Raw genomic sequence first — 22,189 nt, forward strand, 5'->3', positions numbered from 1 at the left:
TCGATCAGGTCCAGGCCGACACGAAGATGAAGCCCGACGACAAGAAGCAAGTCCTCAGCGATCTCAACGCGGCGCTGAAGGCGAAACCGCCCGAGGTCGAGAACAAGGGCAACATCGATCTCGTCGTCAAATACTACGACAAGCTCGCCGCGGCGTTCGGCGAGGACGACAACTGAGCCCCGGACGTCACGTGAACTCGGGCCCCGGCCTGTTGGTCGGGGCTTTTGATTGACCGTGAGAGGTCATGCGCGGGAGCGAATCAGCGCGCGAACGTCCTTTCCATCTCTTTGCGGGTCGCGACGATATCCTTGTCCATGTCGTCGACGTCGACGTCGCTCCACCGCACGACTAAACCATGAGCAACGTCGTCGGTGAGCTTCACGCGATGCGCCAATCCGATCGGCAGCGCCCCAAGCTGGAGGCTCTTACGCGCCGGAATCACCTTGCCCCAGACCGTGTAGCCGCCCTCACCATCGAGCATCTCGCCGGCGCGCAGATCCTTCTTGGCGACGGCGACGACGTCGCCGCGGAAACCGAGCGGCCGTCCGGTCGGCTCGCGCCGCAGCGCCGCCGACAGCACCGAGACGTTCAGCTCCAACCCGATCAGGTGATAGGGCTTGTACATCGCCGCATAGCGGCCAGTGGCGTCCGTCTTCAGGCCATATTGGCGGAAGCAGTCCGCGGCGTAGTCGCTCGGCGACTCCAGCACGACATAGACGCCCCAGCGCAGATCGCGAAACACAGGCCGTCCGTCGCGCTCCAGCGATGACACCACCTCGACCATGCCCGATCGTTCCAGCACGCCGCCGCGGTCGCGCGGGCGCAGGACATGGGGCAGATCATCGACACCGCAGGGGGGAAACAGCAGTCCGTCCGTGGGCACGTCGAGCCCCGTCGCGTTGGCGATCGCGGCCATCTCGATGGCCGACTTGGTGCCGTCGAGGAAGGAATTGAACATCTGCGGATTCATGCCGGCGGACTGTGCTTCGCCGGCCGTCAGCCCGTAATGCTGCCAGACGCCGTCCGGCGTCACGTCGTGATAGGCCGGCAGATATTTCGTGCCCTTGCCGGCCGCGACCACGTGGAAGCCGGTCGCGCGCGCCCAGTCGACGAGCTCGGCCGTCAGCGCCGGCTGGTCGCCATAGGCCAGTGAATAGACAACGCCCGCCTTGCGCGCCTTTTCCGCGAGAAGCGGCCCGGCCAGCACGTCGGCCTCGACATTGACCATCACGATGTGCTTGCCAGCCTTGATCGCGGCGCGCGCGTGGCGGATGCCGGCAGCAGGGTTGCCGGTCGCTTCGACAACGACGTCAATGCCGTCACCCGTCGCCTTCGAGCCGTCGGGGCTGAAATTCGTGCGCGCGATCAGCTCGGCGCTCCAGCCGACCGTCCGGCAAGCGTCGCGGGCGCGGTCGGGATCGAGGTCGATGATGACGGGGACCTCGAGGCCCGCGACGTGCGGCACCTGCGCCAGGAACATCGAGCCGAACTTGCCGGCGCCGATCAGTGCGACGCGCACAGGCTTGCCGGCGGCGGCGCGGGCTTGGAGGAGGGCGTGGAGGTTCATTGGATAGTCCAGTGTCGATGCTTGCGCGAGCTGGCGTGATTTTCCTGACTCGTCATGGCCGGGCTTGACCCGGCCATCCATCTCTCATGGGGGAGTCGTCCTGTGGATGGATGCCCGGGTCAAGCCCGGGCATGACGCCTCTTTTCGTAGCGCGATTGTCTGCCTCACTCCGCCGCCTCGCGATTTTTCGCGCGGGCGAGCTGCAGCAGCGCGTCATCCGGAAGCATCGCGATCGGGGTGAAGTCGCGATGCGCGATGTACTCCGGCCGCGTCGGGGTGCGGATATGGTTCGAGACGGCGTTGAGCGTGAGGTACACGATCTTGCGCGGGTAAGGCGTGATGTTGCCGGCGGAGCCGTGCACAAGATTGCCGTGGAACATCAGCATGCCGCCGGGCTTTCCGGTCGGCGCGACGATGCCGCCTTCCGCGACCAGCCGCGTCACCGTCGCCTCGTCCAAGGTCCACAACGGATAGGACGTGGTCGCGAGATCATGCGACGCCTCGAGGTCGCCGGCATGCTGGCTGCGCGGCACCAGCATCAAGGGGCCGTTGATCGGCATCACTTCGTCGAGGAAGATCGCGATGTTCATCGCGCGCGGCTCCGGCATGCCGTCGTCGCGCTTCCAGGTGCCGTAGTCCTGGTGCCATTGCCAGACATCACCGGTGAAGGCCGATTTGGCGTTGATCTTGAACTGATGCATGTAGACCTTCTCGCCGAAGATCTGCTCGATCGGCTCGATCATGCGCGGATGCGCCGCGAGCACGCGGAAGGCGTCGTTGTAGAGGTGGGCGGCAAACGCCGTGCGCGGCGCGCCGCTCTTCTCGCGCCAGACCTCGGGACGGTTAGCCGCATAGATCGCCTCGGCCTCGCGGGCGAGAAAGGCGGTCTCCTCGGGGCTGAACAGCTCGGGCAGGAACAGCCAGCCCTCGCGGTTGAAGAATGCGATCTGCTCCGGCGTCAGCTTCATGGCCGTCTCCCTCGCCTTGGTTTCCTCGGATGAGGCGCCCGCTCTTGGCGCCGGGCTGCCCCCGCGCCGTGCTCCCATCCTTTCGGCCTGCCGATGGGCATCACGGTGCTTCCGCTGTCGACATTGGCAGAATCCGGGTGGATCGCAACATTCTCCAAGCCTAATTTGACTGGCAGATGATACGGGGCAGAGCGGCGATGGAGTCCGTCATGTCAGAGCAAAGCTTTGCAATTTTCGAGACCGCGATCGGCCCTTGCGCGATCGCATGGGGAGCGCGCGGCATCAATGCGGTGCAACTGCCGATGGGCGGCGTCGCGCAGATCCGCATCCGGATGCAGCAGCGTTACGAAGGCATCGGCGAAGCCGAGCCGCCGCCGCATGTGCGGCGCACCATCACGCGGATCACGGCGCTGCTTGCCGGAGAGCCGGATGATCTCAGCGATGTCGACCTCGATCTCGACGGCGTCAGCGCGTTCCAGCGCGGCGTCTACGAGATCGCGCGCCGGATCCCGCCGGGCCGAACCCTGACCTATGGCGATATCGCCAAGCAGCTCGGGGGAGTCGAGCTGTCACGCGAGGTCGGCCAGGCGCTCGGGCGCAACCCGTGCCCGATCGTGGTACCCTGCCATCGCGTGCTGGCGGCGGGCAACAAGCCCGGCGGCTTCTCCGCCAATGGCGGTGTCGAGACCAAGCTGAAGATGCTGGCGATCGAAGGCGCCGCGGTGAACCATACGCCGAGCCTGTTCGATTGACGGGCGCGGTGACCGGCGCCGCGCCCGTGTCTCAGACCGCCTCGCAGGCGAAGCCGTTGCCCTTGCGGGTAATGCGGCCGACCGAGGGCGACGGGAAGTGCGCCGTGCAGCACAGCGTCGACGTGTCGCAATAGCGCTCGAGAAAGGCGCGGCGCGTCACCCCGGCCTGAGCCGGGTCGACGTCGAATCTCGGTGACAGCTCGGGAAAGCTGAGCTGCAGCGGCGTGTGGATCAGGTCGCCGGCGAACACCGCATCGTCTCTGCCCCTGCCGACGGCGACTGCGATATGGCCGGGCGTGTGGCCCGGCGTCGGCAGCAGCCGGACATGATCACCGATCGCGAATGCGTCGCCGACGATGTCGGCGCGCTTGGCCTCGACCACCGGCAGTACGCTGTCGGCGAATGGAGGCACCTCGGCCTTGGCATTCTGCGCCACCCAGTAGTCATATTCGCGCTGCGCGAACACGTAGCGCGCATTCGGGAAGGTCGGCACCCAGCGGCCGTTGTCGAGCCGCGTATTCCAGCCGACATGATCGGTGTGCAGATGCGTGCACATCACGACGTCGATGTCGTCGACCGATACGCCCGCGGCCGCAAGCGCAAGCATGTAGCTGTCGTCGGTCTTCATGTTCCAGACCGGCCGCGCGCGCGGCTTGTCGTTGCCGATGCAGCTGTCGATCAGGATGGTGTGGTGAGGCGTCCTCACCACGTAGGACTGAAAGCACAGGATCAGCGTGTCCTGCGCATCGAGGGCACCGGCCGCCTGCAGCGCGCTGCGCTCTGCCGCCAGCATCTCCGATGTCAGCTCGGGAAACATCTCACGCGCCGGCAGGAACGTGGTTTCCTGCTCGATGATGCGATGAATGGTCGTGTCTGCAACCGAGAACGTCAGCGTCACGGCAGCTCCTGTTCAGGGATCAAGCCGCCGGCGGCACCGAGATCTTCACCGATTCGCGTTCGAGCATCTTGTTGTGGAACGCGTCGAGTGCTGGAAATGCCTTGCGCCAGCCGCAATCGGCGAAGCGGAAATCGGCATAGCCGAGTACGCAGACGAGTCCGATCGCGACGATGTCGAACGGGCGTGTCATCAAGTCGGGCTGCGCATTGAAGCGCGCCATGCCCATCCAGGCCCTGTTCCAATGATCGTCGGACCAGGCCTGCCAGCGGAGGCCCTCGGGCCGCACCATCGCCTCGTAGCGGCATAGCAGCATGGAATCGAGCATGCCTTGCAGCATGGAATGCTCGCTCTTGACCTTCCAGCGCGACGGGCCGGAAGCGGGGATCAGCTTGTTGCCGCCGGCGAGCTCGTCGAGATATTCGACGATCACGTAGGAATCCAGGATCACGTCGCCATTGTCGAGGATCAGCACCGGCAGCTTCTTCAGCGGCGTGATCTTCGAATACTCCTCATTGGCCTGGCCCGGCACCACGGCTGCAGGCACGAATTCGAGCCGGTCGATCAGCCCGAGTTCGATGGCGGCGATGCGCACCTTGCGGGCGAATGGCGAGGCGGGCGAGAAGGTGAGTTTCATCGGAAGTGTCCTCTGGCTGGTCATTCCGGGGCGATGCGAAGCATCGAACCCGGAATCTCGAGATTCCGGGTCTGGCGCTACGCGCCATCCCGGAATGACTCACAAGTCGATATCGCGCCTTACGCCTCGATGATCTCCTGGCGCTGCTCGCCGAGGCGTTCGATGCCGAGCGTGACGACGTCTCCGACATTGAGGAAGGTCGGCGGCTTCATGCCCATGCCGACGCCGGGAGGCGTGCCGGTGGTGACGATGTCGCCGGGCAGGAGCGTCATGAACTGCGAGACGTAGGAGATGCACTTCGCCATCGAGAAGATCATCGTCGCGGTGGTGCCGGTCTGGCGGCGCTGGCCGTTGACGTCGAGCCACATCGACAGGTTCTGCACGTCTGGAATCTCGTCCTTGGTGACGAGCCACGGACCTACGGGACCGAACGTGTCGTGCGACTTGCCCTTGGTCCACTGGCCCAGGCGCTCGATCTGGAAGTTGCGCTCGGAGACGTCGTTGCAGATCGTGTAGCCCGCGATGTGGTTCAACGCCTCGGCCTCTGAGACGTATTTGGCGCGGGTGCCGATGATGGCGGCGATCTCGACTTCCCAGTCGAGCTTGGTCGAGCCGCGCGGCTTCTCGACCTGATCATAGGGACCGCACAGCGCGGTGTTGGCTTTCAGGAAGAAGATCGGCTCGGCCGGGATCGGGTTGCCGGTCTCCTTGGCATGGTCGGAGTAGTTGAGGCCGATCGCCACGAATTTCGAGATGCCGGTGACAGGGGCGCCGAGCCGCGGCTTGCCGGCAACGGCGGGCAGGGAGGCCGGATCGAGCGCGGCGAGCTTCTTCAGCGACTCCGGCGCATAGGCCGCGCCATCGAGGTCCTTCACATGCGCCGACAGGTCGCGCAACTGGCCGGATGCGTCGATCAGGCCCGGCTTTTCCGCGCCCTTCTCGCCGTAGCGAACAAGCTTCATTGGTTTCTCTCCCTCAATTCCCTGGTATTCCAGAGCCCTGTCATGGAGCATGGCGGGAGGAAATTCAACCTTGCGGGCTATGCGTCGCCGCTGCCCTGTAATGCCTCGAAGCGGAAGGCGGCGCCGTCCCGCCGGATATGGCCGGCATGGAAATGGCCGCCGATCACCAGCGTCTCGGTGTCGGCAAAACGCGAGAACAGCGCCCGCCGGGTCGCGATCGCCAGCGCCGGATCGGAGTCGACCGTCGAGCTCCAATCGAGACGCGCCATCTGGCAGGGATGGTGGGCGACGTCCCCGGTGAGCACGGCCTGCGCGCCATCCGAGCGGATGTGCAGGCTGACATGACCCGGGCTGTGCCCCGGCGTCGGGATCAGGTTGATCTCGTCGGTGATCACCGCTTCGCTTCCGACGAACTCCGCGCGTCCGGCGGCGACGATCGGCTGCACGGAATCGGCGAAGGTCGCCGTCTCGTCGGCGCCCTCGCTGTGATCGCGCCAATGCTCATATTCGGTGCGGCCGAAAACGTAGCGCGCATTGGAGAAAGTCGGGACCCAGCGGCCGTCGACCAGCCGCGTATTCCAGCCGACATGGTCGACATGGAGGTGGGTGCAGATCACCATGTCGATGCTTTCAGGCGGGAGGCCGGCAGCGCTCATCGTCTCCAGGAACGGTGTCGCGCGGTTGTTCCACATTGGCACGCTGCGGCCCTGCGTGTCGTTGCCGAGCCCGGTGTCGACCACGATCCGCATCGTCGGTGTTTCCAGCACCAGGGTGTGGATCGACATCTTCAGCCGACCTTCATCGGTCGCAAAATCGGGCGTGAGCCAGGACAGCTCGCGGATCGTCTCGGGTGTTGCCTGCGGCAGGATGAAGCGGGTGCCGCCGACGGTCTCCAGCTCGACGAATTTGGTGACCCTGACCCGGCCGATCGTCCAAGACATGCGCGCTTCCTCGTCCTATTCTTGATGCCGGTCACGATGCCGCGCGGCTTGTTCCGGCGCAATGGATCAACTGCCCGGAACAGGCGTTGCTGCAGTCCGTCCATGAGGAGAACGCCATGCCAGAGCTGACGATATCGCCCGAGAAGGTCGCCTTCCTGATCGAAAAGGCGCGCGAGTTCGACGTCAAGGAGCAGGCGACCGATGAGGAATCCGGCTCGAATGCCGTCGATGACGACATGGTCGACGTGCTCCAGGATAGCGGCGATGATCCCGTGGTGCGCGAGATCACCGGCTTCATCAACGCGATGACCGAGGACGAGCAGACCGATCTCGTCGCCTTGATGCGGCTCGGCCGCGGCGACGGCGATATCGACGAGTGGGACGATCTGCGCCGCGAGGCCGCCGGCCAGCGCGACCGCCACACCGCGCGTTATCTGCTGGGCGAGCCGATGCTCGGTGACCTGCTGGCGGAGGGCCTCGATGCGTTCGGCATCGATTGGACCGAAGGCCGCACCACGGCGGATTCGTCGAGCCCAAGCCAGCGCGACGAGGACGAGAAGCGGTAGGTCGTTCGGAAAGGCAGAGTCGCTGTATTCATAGCGCGGATGGCAAACAGAACTCACAGCTTTATTAGTTGGATTCGAATTCCTATTGCGCCGGCACTGCGCTCCCTCGCCCCGCTTGCGGGGAGAAGGTTGGGGTGAGGGGGACTCTCCACAGACACCGCGTTCGCGGAGAGCCCCCCTCACCCGGATTGCATCTCGCGATGCAATCCGACCTCTCCCCGCAAGCGGGGCGAGGTGAAAGCCCGGGATCGGCGTAGCAGGTTTCCGCGCCAGACCGCCCAAGGAAGTCTGTCTTACAGCGTGCCTGGGAAGGCGCCGCCGTCGAGCAGGATGTTCTGGCCGGTGATGTAGCCGGCCTTGGCGCCGCACAGGAAGGCGCAGGCGAGTCCAAATTCCTCGGGATCGCCGAAGCGACCTGCAGGGTTCGTCTTGGCGCGGTCGGCGAGGATCTGCTCCGGCGTGACACCGCGCTTCTCGGCCTCGCCCTTTGCCGTCGAGAGCAGGCGGTCGGTCTCGAACGGCCCCGGCAGCAGCGCATTGATCGTGACGTTGTTGATCACGGTCTTGCGCGACAGGCCGGCGACGAAGCCGGTGAGGCCGGCGCGGGCGCCGTTGGAGAGGCCGAGAATGTCGATCGGCGCCTTCACCGCGGCCGAGGTGATGTTGACGATGCGGCCGAACTTGCGCGCCATCATGCCGTCGACGGTCGCCTTGATCAGTTCGATCGGCGTCAGCATGTTGGCGTCGAGCGCCTTGATCCAGTCGTCGCGGGTCCAGTTGCGGAAATCGCCGGGCGGCGGGCCGCCGGCGTTGTTGATCAGGATGTCCGGATCCGGGCAGGCCTTCAGCACGGCGGCGCGGCCCTCGGGCGTGGTGATGTCGCCCGCCACTTCCGTGACGGTGACGCCAGGATTGGCCGCGCGGATCTCGGCCGCGGTCTTCGCCAGCACGTCGGCGCCGCGCGCCGTGATCGTGACATGTACGCCTTCATTGGCCAGCGCGATGGCGCAGGCGCGGCCCAGGCCCTTGCTGGAGGCGCAGACGATGGCGCGGCGGCCCTTGATCCCGAGATCCACGATTGATCACTCCGATATGTCAGTGAGGCTGGAAGAAAGATGGGCGCATTCTAGCCAACCGAATTGCCGCTGATAAGAGCAGCCGGCCTGTGCCGAATTGCATGGCTCGCTATGACGGGAGAGGCGGCGCCGCCGTGTCCGTCAGATGCGCCGTTCCTGCTTCAGCCGGTCGATCAGGCTTGCGAGCTCCGGAGGCAGCGAGCGGAAGCCTTTTGCGCCTGCGAGCGAGAGCATCGGCCGCAGGCGTGATCCCTCGAGGAAGCGCGGCTGACGCTCGGGGGGAACGATCCTGTCGAACACCAGCACCAGCGTGGTCGCGACCATGCCGGTGCGCACGGCGCCGAGCAGAGCGCCGCCGAGCCGGTCGCCAAAACCGGCCTCGGAACCGATCGCTTCGTCGAGCAGGATGCGGCCGATCTTGCCCAGCGCCATGCCGATGACGACGAAGGCGGCGAAGAACTGCAGCCAGTTCTGTGCCAGCGGAGTGCCGTGCACGTCGCGCAGTTGCGGGCTCATCGCCGCAACCGCGCCCATCGCCAGCGGCATCGCGAGCAGGTAGGCCAGAATCGTGATGGCGCTGCGCAACAGCCCGGTCGAGAAGCCGCTGTAGACGGCAACCATCAGTGCGGCACAAGCGGCGAGGTCGAAAGCGTTCATGGTTGCTCCGCCGCGGTTGTAGGCCGGGCCCGGTAAACGATTCCGGTTTGCGCTGCTTCAAATCGTCTGTATCAATGCGCCGCAACAAATGAGCAATCGTGGGAGGAACCATGTCCGAGCTGTTCGACGTCAGCCGCGAGGTGATCCTGATCACCGGCGCGAGCCAGGGGCTCGGCCGGCAGTTCGCCCGGGTTCTATCGGCACGTGGCGCCGCCGTCGCGCTCGCGGCACGCCAGACCGGCAAGCTCAAGGCGTTGGAGGCGGAGCTCAAGGCAAGGGGTGGTCGCGCCGCCGCGGTCGAGATGGACGTGACGAGCATGGCATCGATCGTCAGGGGCATGGATGCGGCCGAGGCCGCGCTCGGACCCGTGACGGTGCTGATCAACAATGCTGGCATCGCGGTAGAGAAGCTCGCGGTCGAGCAGAGCGAGGCGGATTGGGACGCCGTGATCGGCGCCAATCTGAAGGGCGCCTATTTTGCCGCAACCGAAGCAGCTCGGCGCATGGCCGCGCGCAAGACCGGCGGCAACATCATCAACATTGCCTCGGTGCTCGGCTTCAGCGTCGTCAAGTTCATCTCGCCCTATGCGATCTCCAAGGCCGGCGTGGTGCAGGCGACCAAGGCGCTGGCGCTGGAGCTCGCGGCGAGCGGCATCCGCGTCAACGCACTGGCGCCCGGCTACATCGACACCGACATCAATCACGAGGTCTGGGAGACGCCGGCGGGCGAGAAGCTGGTCAAGCGGATCCCGCAGCGGCGCGTCGGCCACGAGAGCGACCTCGACGGCGCGATCCTGCTGCTGGCGTCCAACGCCTCGCGCTACATGACCGGCAGCGTCGTCACGGTGGACGGCGGCTTCCTGCTAACGTGAGACCCTGCTGATCGGCAGGTTGATTTCCCTCGATGGCGAGCCGTCTCAGCCTTTCAGCTCGCGCTTGATCATGTCGGCGGCCTTCTCGCCGATCATGATGGTCGGCGCATTGGTATTGCCGCCGATCAGGGTCGGCATGATCGAGGCGTCGACCACGCGCAGGCCGGACATTCCGCGCACCTTCAATTCGGGATCGACCACGGCGAGCGGATCGTCGACGCCCATCTTGCAGGTGCCGACAGGATGGTAGACCGTATCGACGCGGGCGCGCAGGATGGCGCGAATGTCGTCGTCGGTCCTGACGTCCGACGTGAACAGGTCGCGCTTGCTGAGGCTGCGCATCGCCGGCGTCTGCATCAGCCGCAGCGTGGTCTTGTAGCCGGCCACCATGGTTTCGAGATCGTCGGCCTCGCCCAGGAAGTTGGGATCGATCAGCGGCGCGGCGAGCGGATCGGCATTCTTTAAGCCGACCATGCCGCGGCTCTTCGGCCGGAGCAGACAGAAATGGCAGGAGAAGCCATTGCCGTGGCGCTTGCGGCCGTGATCGTCGGTGACGGCCATGCCGAAATGCAACTGGATGTCGGGCACGTCGAGATCAGGCCGCGTCTTCAGGAAGCCGCCGCATTCGGCGAAGTTCGAGGTCAGGACGCCGCGGCGCTCGCGGCGATATTGGCCGATGCCCGCCAGCAGCCGGCGCAGGCCCTTCGGCGACAGGGAAGAGAAGTTGGGGTTGTCGGAGGTGTAGGCGAAGATGAAATCCGGATGGTCCTGCAGGTTCTGTCCGACACCCGGCAAATGGTGGACGCCGGCGATGCCGAGCCGCGCCAGGGCGCTCGCGTCGCCGATGCCCGACAGCATCAGCAATTGCGGGGTCTGGAACGCGCCGGAGGCGAGGATCACTTCGCGCCGGCAGCGGATCTCCTTGACCTCCTTGCCCTGGCGATACTTGACGCCGACCGCGCGCTTGCCCTCGAACAGGATCATCGACGCATGCGCCGAGGTCTCGACCCGCAGGTTGCTGCGGCTGCCGCGATGCGGCTGGATGTAGGCCCGTGCCGCGCTCCAACGCTCGCCATTCTTCTGCGTGACCTGATAGAGCCCGAGCCCTTCCTGCGTGTCGGCATTGAAATCGTCGCGGACCGGAAACTGCGCTTCGCGCGCCGCCTGGAGAAAGATGTCGTGCACGGGATTGTCGGTCCGCAGCCGGCTGACCGGCAGTGGTCCCGATTGGCCGTGATACGCGCCGTTGAACTCGGCGTTGTTCTCGGCGCGCTTGAAGTAGGGCAGCACGTCGTCATACGACCATCCGGTGTTGCCGAGGGAAGCCCAATGATCGTAGTCGGCGCGGTGGCCGCGGATGTAGACCATGGCGTTGATCGCGGAGGAGCCGCCGAGCCCGCGGCCGCGCGGCTGATAGCCGCTGCGCCCGTCCAGGCCCTTTTGCGGCACGGTGGTGAAGGACCAGTTGTTGACGGGCCCCGCGACCATCAGGAACAGCATGTAGGGCGTGGTCACGATCCAGTTGTCGTTGCGTCCCCCGGCGTCGAGCAGCGCGACGGATGTCGCCGGATCTTCCGACAGGCGGCCGGCAACCGTTGCGCCGCCGCTGCCGCCGCCCACGACGATGAAATCGACCTCGTCCGTCACGCATCTCTCCCTGATGTTTGTCTTGCTTGTTGTTCGAATGTCGTTCCGGCGGCGCGCGGCAGGTGGCGAAGTCATTTGCGCTGAGCGTCGAACTCGGAATCGAGAGTTTGGTCTGCACCCGATCGTCTCGGGATTCCAGGGGGGCGCTCTGCGCCCCCGAACGACGATTGGCTAGGACAGGAATCGCAGCAGCTTTTCGATCCGCGCGATGCTGGCGCCGTAGGGTGGATAGAGATCCTTCATGCGGTTGAAGGGAGAGCGGTAGAACACCGGCTTCAACTTGCTGAAGCTGTTGAAGCCCCATTCGCCGTGATAATGGCCGATGCCGGAGGCGCCGACACCGCCCATCGGCTGGTTCATCTGCGCAAAATGCAGAAGGCAGTCGTTGATGGTGACGCCGCCGGAGACGGTGCGCGCCAGCACCGTGTCACGGGCCGCAGCGTCAGTGCCGAACCAGTACAGCGCGAGCGGCCGGTCGTGGGCGTTGATGTGGCGGATGACGTCGTCGGATTGCCGATAGGTCATGATCGGCAGCAGCGGACCGAAGATCTCCTCCTGCATGATTGCCATGTCCGCGCTCGCACCGACCACGATCGTCGGCGGAAATTTCCGCAGCTTCTTCCAGGCCGGATCTTCCGGGCTGGTCGTGCTCAGCGTCCTGGCGCCGCGCGCGATCGCATCGCGCAGCAATCCTTCCAGCCTGGCATAGTGCCGTTCGGAGATGATCGACGTGTAGTCGCCATTGGCCGGGTTGGTGCCGAACATCTGCAGCATGTGCCGGTGCAGCTTGCTCGCGAATGCGTCCGCGTGCTGTTCGGGCACGAACACGTAGTCCGGCGCGATGCAGGTCTGGCCGGCGTTGAGCAGCTTGGCATAGGCGATGCGCTCCGCGGCTTCGTCGATGTCGGCGGAGACGTCGACGATGGTCGGTGACTTGCCGCCGAGCTCGAGCGTCACCGGGGTCAGGTTGCGCCCGGCGGCCTCAGCGACGATGCGGCCGACGCGGGTCGAGCCGGTGAAGACCAGATGATCGAACGGCAGCGCGGCAAAGGTCTCCGCGACGCCGTCCTCGATGCCGGTGACGATGAGCTCAGTCGGGTCGAAATTCGCCGCGATGAGCTCCTTGAGCAGCGCGGAGAAGTGCGGCGTCAGCTCGCTCGGCTTGATCATGACCCGGTTGCCGGCGGCGAGCGCGCCGATTGCTGGCGCCAGCGTCAGCTGCAACGGGTAATTCCACGGCGCGATGATGCCGACCACGCCGAGCGGCTGCGGGATCAGGCGGTTGCGCGCCGGCCAGAACTGCAGCGCGGTGGCGATGCGCCGCGGCGCCATCCAGCGCGGCAGCACCTTGAGCGTGTGCCTGATCTCGGCCTGCAGGAACAGCGTTTCGGCAATCGTCGTCTCGACGGCGCAGCGGTGGCCGAAATCGGCCGAGATCGCCTGCTCCAGGCGCTTCTCGTTGTCCGACAGCATCGCTCGCAGCCGCTTCAGGCCGTCCAGCCGTGCCGCGAGAGCGGGCGGGGGCGCATTGCGGGAGGCCTCGACCTGGGCGTGGAACGCGTCGTCGAGCGCCGAGAGGGCTGGGCTCTTCAGGGACTGGTCCATGGACGTCTCCTCGCGTGTACCGCGGCCGCGTGCAGGGCCGTCATTCTGGTTGGCTTAAAGCTGCCGCGTTGCGGGACCCTTGGCAAGCACGGCGTCGGTTTTGTGCCGGCTGGGCGCGAGCGTGGAGCCAATCCATTTGGGGTGTGTGTCGTCGGTCCCTGCCGCCGCCCCCCGAAGAACTTGTCCTTGTCCCCAGCCCGGGCCGTGCCGTGGTCCCGGCCGGCAAATAGGTCGCTCTCATATGTATTTGTAATGTTGAGGTAATTTCTGATGTGAGTCGTGAGAGAGGCGGTGTCACAATCCGGCAAAAAAACTTCCCGAAAGGCCTTTCCAAACCGGCCTCGCATTGGTACATACCGCCCGCACCCGACGGCCGGCTAGGCCAACGGGCTCAAGCCTTCTCAAGAAGCCTTTGGGATGGATCGGCAGCGCCTCGGTGTCTGCCAGGACCGCCCGGCGCTTCTCTGAAGGTGACGCACAAGTTAACGCGGGGTGGAGCAGCCCGGTAGCTCGTCAGGCTCATAACCTGAAGGTCATAGGTTCAAATCCTATCCCCGCAACCATTGAGACCGACACTCCCGTAGCCGACGAGGCTGCGGGAGTTTTGGTTTGTGAGCTGCTGTGCAGCTGAGGACAGTGCCGTCTCCCCCTGAAGCGTGGCATCGGAAGATCCGGGAATTATCACCAGGACGGCGCTCAGGCGACCATGCGAGCCGGCAGACAATCTGCGAAGCGCGTGAACTGAAGTATTGAGGCAACGGCGAAATCCACAATCCGTCTGCCTGCGGTACAACCCCATTGCCCTGGTGTGGGAGCGAGCTTGCACATTGCGCGAGCGCAGCCGCCGTCACGATGTCAGACGCAGCAGGTTGCGCACGGCAGGGCGCCATTCGCCGGTCATGGTGTATTCGAGGCCGAGACGTGCGCCGCAGGTGATCGCCAGCATCGTCAGCGGCGCCGAGATCGCCAGCGTCGAGAATGCCGACAGGCCCTGTCCGATCGTGCAGCCCATCGACATGATGCCGCCGGTGCCCATCAGCAGCGCGCCGGTCATGTGACGCTTCAACTCACGCGCGTCATCGCAGGCTTCCCAGCGGAAGACGCGCGAAAACATTGCCGCGACGAACGAGCCCAGGATCACGCCGGCGACGGAGCCGATCGCAAAGTCGGCCCGGCTGCCCGAAAGCGTGGCGATGTAGAGCACGGTATTGCCGAGCGGGGCAACGAAGGTCAGGGATGCCACGCGCGCCGGATCGAAATCGTCATTGCCGAGCCAGCTGGTGGCGAACCAGCCGAACGCCACCGCGCAGCCTACGGCGAGGCCGGAGAGCAGCAGGCGCGGCGATCTCACGAGGCGCCCGTCGGCCAATGCCCAGGCCGCGAGCGCGACCGCTGCGACGGAAACGGTTGCCGGCCGCGCATATGAGCCAAGTGCGGGCGACAGCAGCATATCCATGCCCTGGGTCATCGTTTCGGGCAGGCGTATGGAGAGCGGCTCGATCAGCGAGATGCGCAGGAATCCCGTGAGCCCGCGCATCGCGGCCAGGGCTGACACGCCCAGCACCAGAAACACGACGATGGCGCGCAGATCACCGCCGCCGATACGGACCAGTGTCCCGAAGCCGCAGGTGCCGACCAGGGCCATCCCGATTCCGAACGACAAGCCGCCGAGGATGGCGCCGCCGAGCGGAATGGACGACGTCAAGTAGATCGAGCGCGACAGGTCGATCAGGCCGAAGCTGGCGAGCAGCTGGGTTGCGACCAGCGCGACCGCGGCCGCCAGAGCGAAGGATTTGAGTCGCCGGGTATCGGCGCCGAAGAACGCGTCCTCCAGCATCGCGAGCGTACAGAAGCGGCCGGCGCGACCGGCGACGCCGAGAACGGCGCCCGCGAGGAGCCCACACATGAACGTCAGTGCTGATGGGCTGAGCATTCCTCTCCGACATCCTCGTTGGTTTCCTGGCATTGTGCGCCAGGAGCGGCGGGGACGCCAGACCTCTTGCGCCGCTACGGGGCGCGCCGATGCGAAGCCCGAGACCGCGAGGGCCAACCGGTCAGCGGCGGCGCTTGCGGACCGGCTCGCAATAGACGTCGTAGATCGCCGTCAGGATCTTGCGGACATCTTCGCTCGCAAGGCTGTAGTAGATCGTCTTGCCCTCGCGCCGCGTCGTGACCAGCCGGTCGAGCCTGAGACGGGCGAGCTGCTGCGAGACGGTCGACTGCCGCTCGCCCAGGAACTGCTCGAGCTCGGTGACGGATTTTTCGCCTTCGGCAAGGATGCAGAGCAGCAAAAGCCGGGACTCGTGGGACAGTGCCTTCAGCATCTCGCTGGCTTCCCGCGCCTTCTCGATCATCTGCTCGAGCTCGGCAGAGGTTTCGATGTCCTTCAACTTCGGCAGCGGCATGAATTCTGAATCCCTCGGTTGGCGTCAGGAGCGGGCCGGAGCCCGCTTGTAGCATTCATTATGCGGCCGAGCAGCCCAAAGAAGAACGCATCGCCGGGATAACCGCGGATGCGTCCGATCTCGCGGCCCTGATCGACCACCACGAAGGTCGGGGTGAACGCTCCCGGATCGATACCGGAAAGGTCCGTCGGCAGCGGCTTGGCAAGGTCGACCCGTCGCAGCGGCAGCGCGCGCCCCTCGTCGGTCTTGTCATAGATCGGACCGATTTCCGCGTTGAAGCGGGCGCACCAGCCGCAGCCCGGACGTTCGAACATCACGAGCTCGGAGGCGAACGCCGGGGACGAGAGGCAAATGCCGGTCACTACGGCTCCTGCGAGCGTTGCGAATCCGCGCGATGCACGTCTGCTGGTCATGCCGAGATCCTCTCTGGACTTGGTGGCCAATCTATCATTAAATTCGAATATGTACTAGTGCGCGATTTCCGAATCCTGCCCGGCAGGCCGGGCACGTAGCGCTGGCCGACCGGGGGGAAAGATGGATCTCGACGTCACGCTGGGCGCCGCGCTGGCCGCGGGTCTGTTGTCGTTTCTGTCACCGTGCATTCTGCCGCTGGTCCCGCCGTTCCTGTGCTACATGGCCGGCGTCTCGGCGGCCGACGCGATCGGCGAAACCAGCATGGCCCAGCGGCGGCGGACGGTGCTGACGGCGCTGTGCTTCGTCGGCGGTTTTTCGCTGGTGTTCGTCGGTCTCGGCGCCACCGCCTCGGTGTTCGGAAGGTTCATTGCCGGCCATCTCAGCCAGCTCGGCATCCTCGCTGGCCTCGTCATCATCACGATGGGGCTGCATTTCCTCGGGGTGCTCCGGATTCCGCTGCTGTACCGGAGCGCCACGATCGACGTCGGAAGCAAGCCGGCCGGCCTGCTCGGTGCGTTCGTGATGGGACTTGCCTTCGCCTTCGGCTGGACGCCGTGTGCGGGGCCGGTCCTTGCCGCCGTCCTGATGATGGCCGGCGCGGAGGCGACGGTGGGGAAGGGCGCGCTGCTGCTCGCCGCCTATTCGGTCGGGACCGGCATCCCGTTCCTGATCGCCGCTGCCTTCACGGGACAGTTCATGACCATGCTCAAGGGCATCAAGCCGCATCTCCCCCTGGTCGAGAAGACGATGGGCGGCTTTCTCGTCCTGACCGGCGCGGCCTTTCTCGCCGGCGTGATCCCGCGGATGTCGGAATGGATCTTCGAGCGCTTTCCGTCGCTCGCCACCATCGGCTGATCAGCCGAAGCGGAAGTCCAATAGATTGACGAAGGACTGCAGTTCGATCTCATAGCGATGCACCAGGCCGGCGTCGCTCTCGCGCGCCGCGCGGCCGATCTCGCCGGCACTCGTCGTGGCGCCGTCGATCAGGCGGCGGAACTCGGCCTGGCTCGCCACGTCGGGCGCGGCGAGGCCGTTGCAGCGTTGCAGCCGGTCGCGCAGCGCTGTGCCGGCCTGGACGACCTCGCCAGGCTCGGCCTTGCCCGCAGCGAACCGCGCAGCTGCGTTGCGCAACGCGTCCATGACGGGTGACAGGTCGAACACGCAATCGCTGAGTTCGACCACGCCGGCGTCCTGCCTCAGGGCGTGAAGCGACCGGCGCAACGCGGCAATGGCCGCCGCAGCGCGTGCCCCGTCACCTGCGGTCAGCGCTTCGTCCGCCTGCTTCAGGCGATCGTTTCCGGTGGCGATCAGCTCTGCAAAGGATTTGGCCGAATAGGGCGCATTGGAGCGCTCGGCGAGCCGGCTGAGCCTGCCCCAGGCGATCCGGGCGTCGTCGAGCTCGATCTGCGCCAGGCCCACATTGCCGGTGCGGCCATAGCTCGCGGCGGTGCGCAGGCTGGCCATCGCCGAGCGCATGAAGGCAGCGACGTCCGTGTTCTCTTCGGCGCGCCCACGGACGCCGTGCGTGAGGCATGACAGCACGAGCGACAGCATGATGACGCGGCGCAGCATCGAATGTCCTTTTCACATTCTCTTATTCGAATATCATGTATCGAAATTCCGTGGACTTGGCAAAGTGGACTTGGCAAAGCGCGCGAGCAGGCTGATGACGACGAACCGGACGATGACGCGGCGCGATCTGGTTGCGCTGCTCTCTGCTGCGGCGGCCGTCGGCCCGGCGTCGGCGCCGGCGCAGGCCGACGCGGCGCTCGGCGACGACGGGCTCTATCACCAGTCCTGGTTTCTCAACAGCTTCCTGGACCTGCGCGAGGATCTCGAAAGCGCGGCGTCGGAAGGCAAGCGGCTTGCGATCATGTGGGAGCTGCGCGGCTGCCCGTATTGCCGCGAGACGCATCTGGTGAACTTTGCCGATCAAGAGATCACGGACTACATCCGCGCCAATTTCGAAGTGCTGCAGCTCAACCTGCTCGGCGCGCGCAAGGTGATCGACTTCGATGGCAACGAGCTTGCCGAGAAGGAGCTCGCCGAGCGCTACGCGATCCGCTTCACGCCGACGTTCCAGTTCTTTCCGCCATCGGCCGAGGGGGTCTCTGCGAAGGAGCCGCTCGCGCGCGAGGTGGCGCGCGCGCCGGGCTATCTCAAGCCGCCGCATTTCCTCGCAATGTTCCGCTTCGTGCGCGAGAGGGCCTACGAGCGCGGCACCTTCCGCGACTATCTCGCTTCGACCAAGGGTTGAGTGCAGTGCGGCATCGAAATACGCTTGACACCAATCACATTATCAAATCATAATTCTTGAATATGATGGATCGTAAGTCCGTCGTGTCATCGTAAGGCGAGGGGACGCCTCGTCGGTCAGGGTGGAAACATGCGCCGTTTGATTCCGGCCGCCTTGCTCTGCGTGTTGCTGTCGGCAGCCGCGCGGGGTGACGAGCCGATCAGGCTCGATGTCGTCGACTATGCCATTCCGAAATCGCTGACGGGCGCGCCCGGCAATGCCGATGCCGGCAAGAAGGTGTTCTTGACGCGGACGCTGGGCAATTGCCTCGCCTGCCATCAGGTGTCGTCGCTGAAGTCGGAGGAGTTTCACGGCGAGTTCGGTCCGTCGCTCGACGGCGTCGCGACCCGCTACAACGCGGCGCAATTGCGCCTGATCGTCGCCGATCCCAAGCGCATCTTCACCGATACGGTGATGCCCGCCTTCTACAAGAACGACGGACTCAATCGCGTCAGGCCGGAGTTCGTCGGCAAACCCGTCCTCACCGCCGCGCAGGTCGAGGACGTCGTCGCCTTTCTCGAAACATTGAAGTAACCGCCTCTGGAGGATGATGCATGGGCGCAATCAACAGACGACAGGCGTTCCTTCTCGGCGGCGGTTTCGTCGCCCTGACGGTGCTGCCGATGGCCGCCAACGCCGAGCCGAGCAACGACGCGGCCGAGATGATCAAGAAGTTCACCGGCGGCAAGGAAGCGGCCAAGGGCAAGATCACGCTCGATCTGCCTGAGATCGCCGAGAACGGCAACACCGTGCCGCTCGCGCTCTCGGTCGAAAGCCCGATGACCGCCGAGAACTACGTCAAGGAAGTGCTGTTCGTGGCCGACGGCAATCCGAATGCCGGCGTCGCCACGCTGATGTTCACGCCGATGTCCGGCAAGGCCGAGGCATCGATCCGCATCCGTCTGGCGCAGACCCAGAACGTGATCGCGGTCGCGAAGATGAGTGACGGCTCGCTCTTCACGGAGCGCAAGACCGTCAAGGTCACCATCGGCGGCTGCGGCGGCTGAGACAGGGGAGAGACGAACATGGCAGACAAGCCGCGCATCAAGCTTCCGAAGGAAGCCAAGAAGGGCGAGATCATCCAGATCAAGACGCTGGTCTCGCATCTGATGGAATCGGGTCAGCGCAAGGATGCGCAGGGCAAGCCGATCCCACGCAAGATCATCAACAAGTTCACCTGCGAGTTCAACGGCAAGCCGGTGTTCTCCTGCGCGCTGGAGCCGGCGATCTCCGCCAACCCGTACATCCAGTTCGACGCAAGGATCGACGAGGAAGGTACGTTCAAGTTCGCATGGACGGATGATGATGGCTCCGTGGTGACGGCCGAAGAGAAGATCGCGTTGAAGGCCTGATCGGCAGCGTGTGATCGCTAGGAGGAGTGACGGATGTCCATTCGCTACGGTTCTCTCGCCGTCCTGGCTTCGGCCGCGCTGGCCCTGTCCGCAGTCGCGACGTTCGGCCAGGAGGCCGAACGGAAGGGCATTCCGGCGCCTCCCGGTCACGTCTTCAAGACCATCATCTCGGGCTATCAGTTCCGCACCAAGGAAACGCGCGCGCTCCAGGATGACGACCTGGAGAATCCCGGCTTCCTCGCGGTGGAGCGGGCCGCCGACGTCTGGAAGACGGTCGACGGCAGCGAAGGCAAGTCGTGCATGAGCTGCCACGGCGAGGCGGAAAAGACCATGAAGGGCGTCGGCGCCGCCATGCCCAAATGGAGCGATAAGCTCAACAAGCCGGTCAATCTCGAGCAGCAGATCAACATCTGTCGCACCGAGCACATGAAGGCGCAGCCCTGGGCCTTCAAGTCGAAGGAACTGACGGACATGACGGCGTTCGTCCGCTACCAGTCGCGCGGCATGCCGGTGGCGGTGAAGACCGACGGTCCGATGTCGCCATGGTTCGAGAAGGGCAAGGAGATCTACTATACGCGGGTCGGGCAGCTCGATCTCGCCTGCGCGTCCTGCCACGAGAAGAACAACGGCAAGTTCATGCGCGCCGATTTTCTGAGCCAAGGCCAGACCAACGGCTTTCCGACCTACCGGCTGCGCGATCAGCGCCTGATCCCGCTGCACGAACGGTTCGAGGGCTGCATGTTCGACGTTCGCGGCGTGCCCTACAAGCCGCTGTCGGACGAGTTCCTCGCGCTCGAAGTCTACGTCGCCTGGCGCGGCATCGGGCTGCCCGTCGAGACACCGTCGGTCCGCAACTAGCCGCGGACACAAGGAAGATACATCATGATATCGCGTCGCGAATTCGTTCAGGTCGCATTGGCGGCGGCTGCCCTGGCGGGTGGCTCCGGTCTTGCGGGTGCGACCCGCGCCTTTGCTCAGCAGAAGCTGACCGAGAAGGAGCTGCTGGCGTTCGATCCGGTCGGCAACGTCACCTTGGTGCATGTCACCGACATCCACGGCCAGCTGATGCCGCTGTATTTCCGTGAGCCGTCGACCAATCTCGGCGTCGGTGACGCCAAGGGCCAGCCGCCGCATGTCACCGGCAAGGATTTCCTCACCCGCTTCGGCATCGCGCCGGGCTCGTCGTCGGCCTATGCGCTGACCTCGGAGGATTTCGAGGCGCTCGCCAAGACCTACGGGCGGATCGGCGGGCTCGACCGCGCCGCCACCGTCATCAAGGCCATCCGCGCCGAGCGCGGCGACAAGGTCGTGCTGCTCGATGGCGGTGACACCTGGCAGGGCTCATGGTCGTCGCTGAAGACCCGCGGCCAGGACATGATCGACTGCATGGCGCTGCTGAAGCCGGATGCGATGACGGGGCATTGGGAGTTCACCTACGGCACCGAGCGCGTCAAGCAGGCGGTCGATGGTCTGGGCTTCCCTTTCCTCGGCCTCAACATCCGCGACACCGAATGGAACGAGCCGGCGTTCGAAGCCTCGACGATGATCGAGCGCGGCGGCGTCAAGATCGCGGTGCTCGGCCAGGCCTTCCCGTATACGCCGGTCGCCAATCCCCGCTGGATGATTCCGAACTGGTCGTTCGGCGTGCGCGAGGAGGATGTTCAGACCCAGGTCGACAAGGCGCGCAAGGACGGCGCCGGCCTCGTGGTGCTGCTGTCACACAACGGCTTCGACGTCGACCGCAAGCTGGCCAGCCGCGTCAAGGGTCTCGACGTCATTCTCACGGGTCACACCCATGATGCGCTGCCTGAGGCCGTGAAGGTCGGCAAGACGCTGCTGATCGCGTCGGGCTCCTCCGGCAAGTTCGTCTCGCGGCTCGATCTCGACGTCAAGGACGGCGAAGTGAAGGGCTATCGTTACAAGCTGATTCCGCTGTTCTCCGACGTGATCACGCCGGATCCGGCGATGGCGGCCAAGATCGCCGAGGTGCGCAAGCCGTTTGCCGCGGATCTCGCCCGCCCGCTGGGGCGGACCGAGACGCTGCTGTATCGCCGCGGCAATTTCAACGGCACGTTCGATGACCTCATCTGCCAGGCGCTGCTGCAGGAGCGCGATGCGGAGATCGCGCTGTCGCCGGGCTTCCGCTGGGGCACCAGCGTGATGCCGGGCCAGGACATCACGTTCGAGGACGTCACCAACGCCACCGCGATCACCTATCCGGCCGTCTATCGCATGGGCATGACCGGCACGCGGCTGAAGGAGATCATCGAGGACGTCGCCGACAACCTGTTCAACGTCGATCCTTACTACCAGCAGGGCGGCGACATGGTCCGCATCGGCGGCATGTCCTACGCCATCGACGTCAACAAGCCGCAGGGGCAGCGCATCTCCGACATGCGCCTGATCAAGACCGGGGCCGCGATCGATCCGACGCGGGAGTATCAGGTCGCGGGCTGGGCCAGCGTCAACGAAGGCACGCAGGGGCCGCCGATCTGGGAGGTCGTGTCGAGCTATCTGCAGCGCCAGAAAACCGTTCGTCTCGAGCCCAACCGGGCCGTCAAAGTCTCCGGAGTGTGA

25 protein-coding genes and 1 tRNA gene (1 of these 26 only partly in view) are annotated in these 22,189 nt (G+C 65.3%); 12 read left to right on the forward strand and 14 right to left on the reverse strand.

Features of this window, described 5'->3' with window-relative positions:
- On the forward strand, positions 1 to 176 hold the final stretch of the coding sequence (locus tag QX041_RS24440) for a hypothetical protein (protein WP_315718087.1). The gene continues 418 nt to the left of window position 1, outside the view; the window shows 176 of its 594 coding nt (coding positions 419–594); its start codon lies beyond the left edge, outside the window; it ends in the stop codon at positions 174 to 176.
- Positions 177 to 259: 83 nt separating this feature from the next.
- On the opposite strand, the gene QX041_RS24445 is transcribed toward QX041_RS24440, so the two are convergent.
- Together QX041_RS24445 and QX041_RS24450 are read right to left on the reverse strand one after the other, a co-directional pair.
- Positions 260 to 1,567 carry an NAD(P)H-dependent oxidoreductase gene (locus QX041_RS24445; protein WP_316166774.1) on the reverse strand — a complete coding sequence of 436 codons (1,308 nt, stop codon included), beginning with the start codon at positions 1,565 to 1,567 and terminating at the stop codon, positions 260 to 262.
- Between the two features lie 164 nt (positions 1,568 to 1,731).
- A complete protein-coding gene (locus QX041_RS24450) occupies positions 1,732 to 2,535 on the reverse strand; it encodes a phytanoyl-CoA dioxygenase family protein (RefSeq protein ID WP_316166775.1) in 804 nt (267 codons plus the stop codon).
- A gap of 209 nt (positions 2,536 to 2,744) precedes the next feature.
- Here QX041_RS24450 and QX041_RS24455 point away from each other — a divergent pair, with 209 nt between their 5' ends.
- On the forward strand, positions 2,745 to 3,287 hold the full coding sequence (locus tag QX041_RS24455) for a methylated-DNA--[protein]-cysteine S-methyltransferase (RefSeq protein ID WP_315753793.1): 543 nt from the start codon (positions 2,745 to 2,747) through the stop codon (positions 3,285 to 3,287).
- Positions 3,288 to 3,318: 31 nt separating this feature from the next.
- On the opposite strand, the gene QX041_RS24460 is transcribed toward QX041_RS24455, so the two are convergent.
- The 4 genes from QX041_RS24460 to QX041_RS24475 all read right to left on the reverse strand — a co-directional run bounded on the left by QX041_RS24460 (position 3,319) and on the right by QX041_RS24475 (position 6,722).
- On the reverse strand, positions 3,319 to 4,185 hold the full coding sequence (locus tag QX041_RS24460; protein WP_315753791.1) for an MBL fold metallo-hydrolase: 867 nt from the start codon (positions 4,183 to 4,185) through the stop codon (positions 3,319 to 3,321).
- Positions 4,186 to 4,204: 19 nt separating this feature from the next.
- Positions 4,205 to 4,819 carry a glutathione S-transferase family protein gene (locus tag QX041_RS24465; protein WP_315753790.1) on the reverse strand — a complete coding sequence of 205 codons (615 nt, stop codon included), beginning with the start codon at positions 4,817 to 4,819 and terminating at the stop codon, positions 4,205 to 4,207.
- Between the two features lie 119 nt (positions 4,820 to 4,938).
- Positions 4,939 to 5,781 carry a fumarylacetoacetate hydrolase family protein gene (locus tag QX041_RS24470; RefSeq protein ID WP_315718081.1) on the reverse strand — a complete coding sequence of 281 codons (843 nt, stop codon included), beginning with the start codon at positions 5,779 to 5,781 and terminating at the stop codon, positions 4,939 to 4,941.
- Positions 5,782 to 5,858: 77 nt separating this feature from the next.
- The gene (locus QX041_RS24475; protein ID WP_316166777.1) at positions 5,859 to 6,722 is read right to left on the reverse strand and encodes an MBL fold metallo-hydrolase; all 864 of its coding nucleotides are present in this window, start codon (positions 6,720 to 6,722) and stop codon (positions 5,859 to 5,861) included.
- 116 nt (positions 6,723 to 6,838) lie between these two features.
- Here QX041_RS24475 and QX041_RS24480 point away from each other — a divergent pair, with 116 nt between their 5' ends.
- The gene (locus tag QX041_RS24480) at positions 6,839 to 7,288 is read left to right on the forward strand and encodes a DUF3775 domain-containing protein (RefSeq protein WP_315718078.1); all 450 of its coding nucleotides are present in this window, start codon (positions 6,839 to 6,841) and stop codon (positions 7,286 to 7,288) included.
- Between the two features lie 293 nt (positions 7,289 to 7,581).
- On the opposite strand, the gene QX041_RS24485 is transcribed toward QX041_RS24480, so the two are convergent.
- Positions 7,582 to 8,364: an SDR family oxidoreductase gene (locus QX041_RS24485; RefSeq protein WP_316166778.1), complete on the reverse strand. Its 783-nt coding sequence runs from the start codon at positions 8,362 to 8,364 to the stop codon at positions 7,582 to 7,584.
- A 141-nt stretch (positions 8,365 to 8,505) separates the two neighbouring features.
- Entirely contained in the window at positions 8,506 to 9,021 is a 516-nt protein-coding gene (locus QX041_RS24490) for a CvpA family protein (protein ID WP_315718075.1), read from the reverse strand.
- A gap of 110 nt (positions 9,022 to 9,131) precedes the next feature.
- On the opposite strand from QX041_RS24490, the gene QX041_RS24495 reads away from it, so the two are divergent.
- On the forward strand, positions 9,132 to 9,893 hold the full coding sequence (locus QX041_RS24495) for an SDR family NAD(P)-dependent oxidoreductase (protein ID WP_315718074.1): 762 nt from the start codon (positions 9,132 to 9,134) through the stop codon (positions 9,891 to 9,893).
- A 45-nt stretch (positions 9,894 to 9,938) separates the two neighbouring features.
- On the opposite strand, the gene QX041_RS24500 is transcribed toward QX041_RS24495, so the two are convergent.
- Together QX041_RS24500 and QX041_RS24505 are read right to left on the reverse strand one after the other, a co-directional pair.
- Positions 9,939 to 11,540: a GMC family oxidoreductase gene (locus tag QX041_RS24500; protein ID WP_315826658.1), complete on the reverse strand. Its 1,602-nt coding sequence runs from the start codon at positions 11,538 to 11,540 to the stop codon at positions 9,939 to 9,941.
- 171 nt (positions 11,541 to 11,711) lie between these two features.
- Complete coding sequence (locus QX041_RS24505; RefSeq protein ID WP_315826659.1) at positions 11,712 to 13,145, reverse strand: coniferyl aldehyde dehydrogenase; 1,434 nt, start codon at positions 13,143 to 13,145, stop codon at positions 11,712 to 11,714.
- Positions 13,146 to 13,631: 486 nt separating this feature from the next.
- Between QX041_RS24505 and QX041_RS24510 the strand changes: the two genes are divergently transcribed.
- Positions 13,632 to 13,708: transfer RNA gene (locus QX041_RS24510), tRNA-Met, on the forward strand.
- A 284-nt stretch (positions 13,709 to 13,992) separates the two neighbouring features.
- Here QX041_RS24510 and QX041_RS24515 read toward each other — a convergent pair.
- From QX041_RS24515 to QX041_RS24525, 3 genes are all read right to left on the reverse strand, one after another.
- Positions 13,993 to 15,078 (reverse strand): YeeE/YedE family protein, encoded by a 1,086-nt coding sequence (locus tag QX041_RS24515; RefSeq protein ID WP_315718316.1) that lies wholly within the window; start codon positions 15,076 to 15,078, stop codon positions 13,993 to 13,995.
- Positions 15,079 to 15,199: 121 nt separating this feature from the next.
- Complete coding sequence (locus QX041_RS24520; RefSeq protein ID WP_315718315.1) at positions 15,200 to 15,550, reverse strand: metalloregulator ArsR/SmtB family transcription factor; 351 nt, start codon at positions 15,548 to 15,550, stop codon at positions 15,200 to 15,202.
- Complete coding sequence (locus QX041_RS24525) at positions 15,532 to 15,963, reverse strand: thioredoxin (protein WP_316166932.1); 432 nt, start codon at positions 15,961 to 15,963, stop codon at positions 15,532 to 15,534. Before QX041_RS24525 ends, QX041_RS24520 begins: the two co-directional genes overlap by 19 nt.
- A gap of 121 nt (positions 15,964 to 16,084) precedes the next feature.
- On the opposite strand from QX041_RS24525, the gene QX041_RS24530 reads away from it, so the two are divergent.
- The gene (locus QX041_RS24530) at positions 16,085 to 16,819 is read left to right on the forward strand and encodes a cytochrome c biogenesis CcdA family protein (RefSeq protein WP_315778323.1); all 735 of its coding nucleotides are present in this window, start codon (positions 16,085 to 16,087) and stop codon (positions 16,817 to 16,819) included.
- Here QX041_RS24530 and QX041_RS24535 read toward each other — a convergent pair whose 3' ends face one another.
- Positions 16,820 to 17,536: a hypothetical protein gene (locus QX041_RS24535; protein WP_316166779.1), complete on the reverse strand. Its 717-nt coding sequence runs from the start codon at positions 17,534 to 17,536 to the stop codon at positions 16,820 to 16,822.
- A gap of 94 nt (positions 17,537 to 17,630) precedes the next feature.
- Here QX041_RS24535 and QX041_RS24540 point away from each other — a divergent pair, with 94 nt between their 5' ends.
- The 6 genes from QX041_RS24540 to soxB all read left to right on the forward strand — a co-directional run bounded on the left by QX041_RS24540 (position 17,631) and on the right by soxB (position 22,189).
- On the forward strand, positions 17,631 to 18,221 hold the full coding sequence (locus QX041_RS24540) for a thioredoxin family protein (protein WP_316166780.1): 591 nt from the start codon (positions 17,631 to 17,633) through the stop codon (positions 18,219 to 18,221).
- Positions 18,222 to 18,350: 129 nt separating this feature from the next.
- A complete protein-coding gene (soxX, locus tag QX041_RS24545) occupies positions 18,351 to 18,794 on the forward strand; it encodes a sulfur oxidation c-type cytochrome SoxX (protein ID WP_315754844.1) in 444 nt (147 codons plus the stop codon).
- Between the two features lie 20 nt (positions 18,795 to 18,814).
- Positions 18,815 to 19,267 carry a thiosulfate oxidation carrier protein SoxY gene (gene soxY / locus QX041_RS24550; protein WP_315718310.1) on the forward strand — a complete coding sequence of 151 codons (453 nt, stop codon included), beginning with the start codon at positions 18,815 to 18,817 and terminating at the stop codon, positions 19,265 to 19,267.
- 18 nt (positions 19,268 to 19,285) lie between these two features.
- Positions 19,286 to 19,612 carry a thiosulfate oxidation carrier complex protein SoxZ gene (gene soxZ / locus QX041_RS24555; RefSeq protein ID WP_315718309.1) on the forward strand — a complete coding sequence of 109 codons (327 nt, stop codon included), beginning with the start codon at positions 19,286 to 19,288 and terminating at the stop codon, positions 19,610 to 19,612.
- A 33-nt stretch (positions 19,613 to 19,645) separates the two neighbouring features.
- A complete protein-coding gene (soxA, locus tag QX041_RS24560; RefSeq protein WP_315772267.1) occupies positions 19,646 to 20,470 on the forward strand; it encodes a sulfur oxidation c-type cytochrome SoxA in 825 nt (274 codons plus the stop codon).
- Between the two features lie 24 nt (positions 20,471 to 20,494).
- Complete coding sequence (gene soxB, locus QX041_RS24565; RefSeq protein ID WP_315718307.1) at positions 20,495 to 22,189, forward strand: thiosulfohydrolase SoxB; 1,695 nt, start codon at positions 20,495 to 20,497, stop codon at positions 22,187 to 22,189.

It is taken from the genome of Bradyrhizobium sp. SZCCHNRI2009 (genome assembly GCF_032485115.1).
Taxonomy (GTDB): domain Bacteria; phylum Pseudomonadota; class Alphaproteobacteria; order Rhizobiales; family Xanthobacteraceae; genus Bradyrhizobium.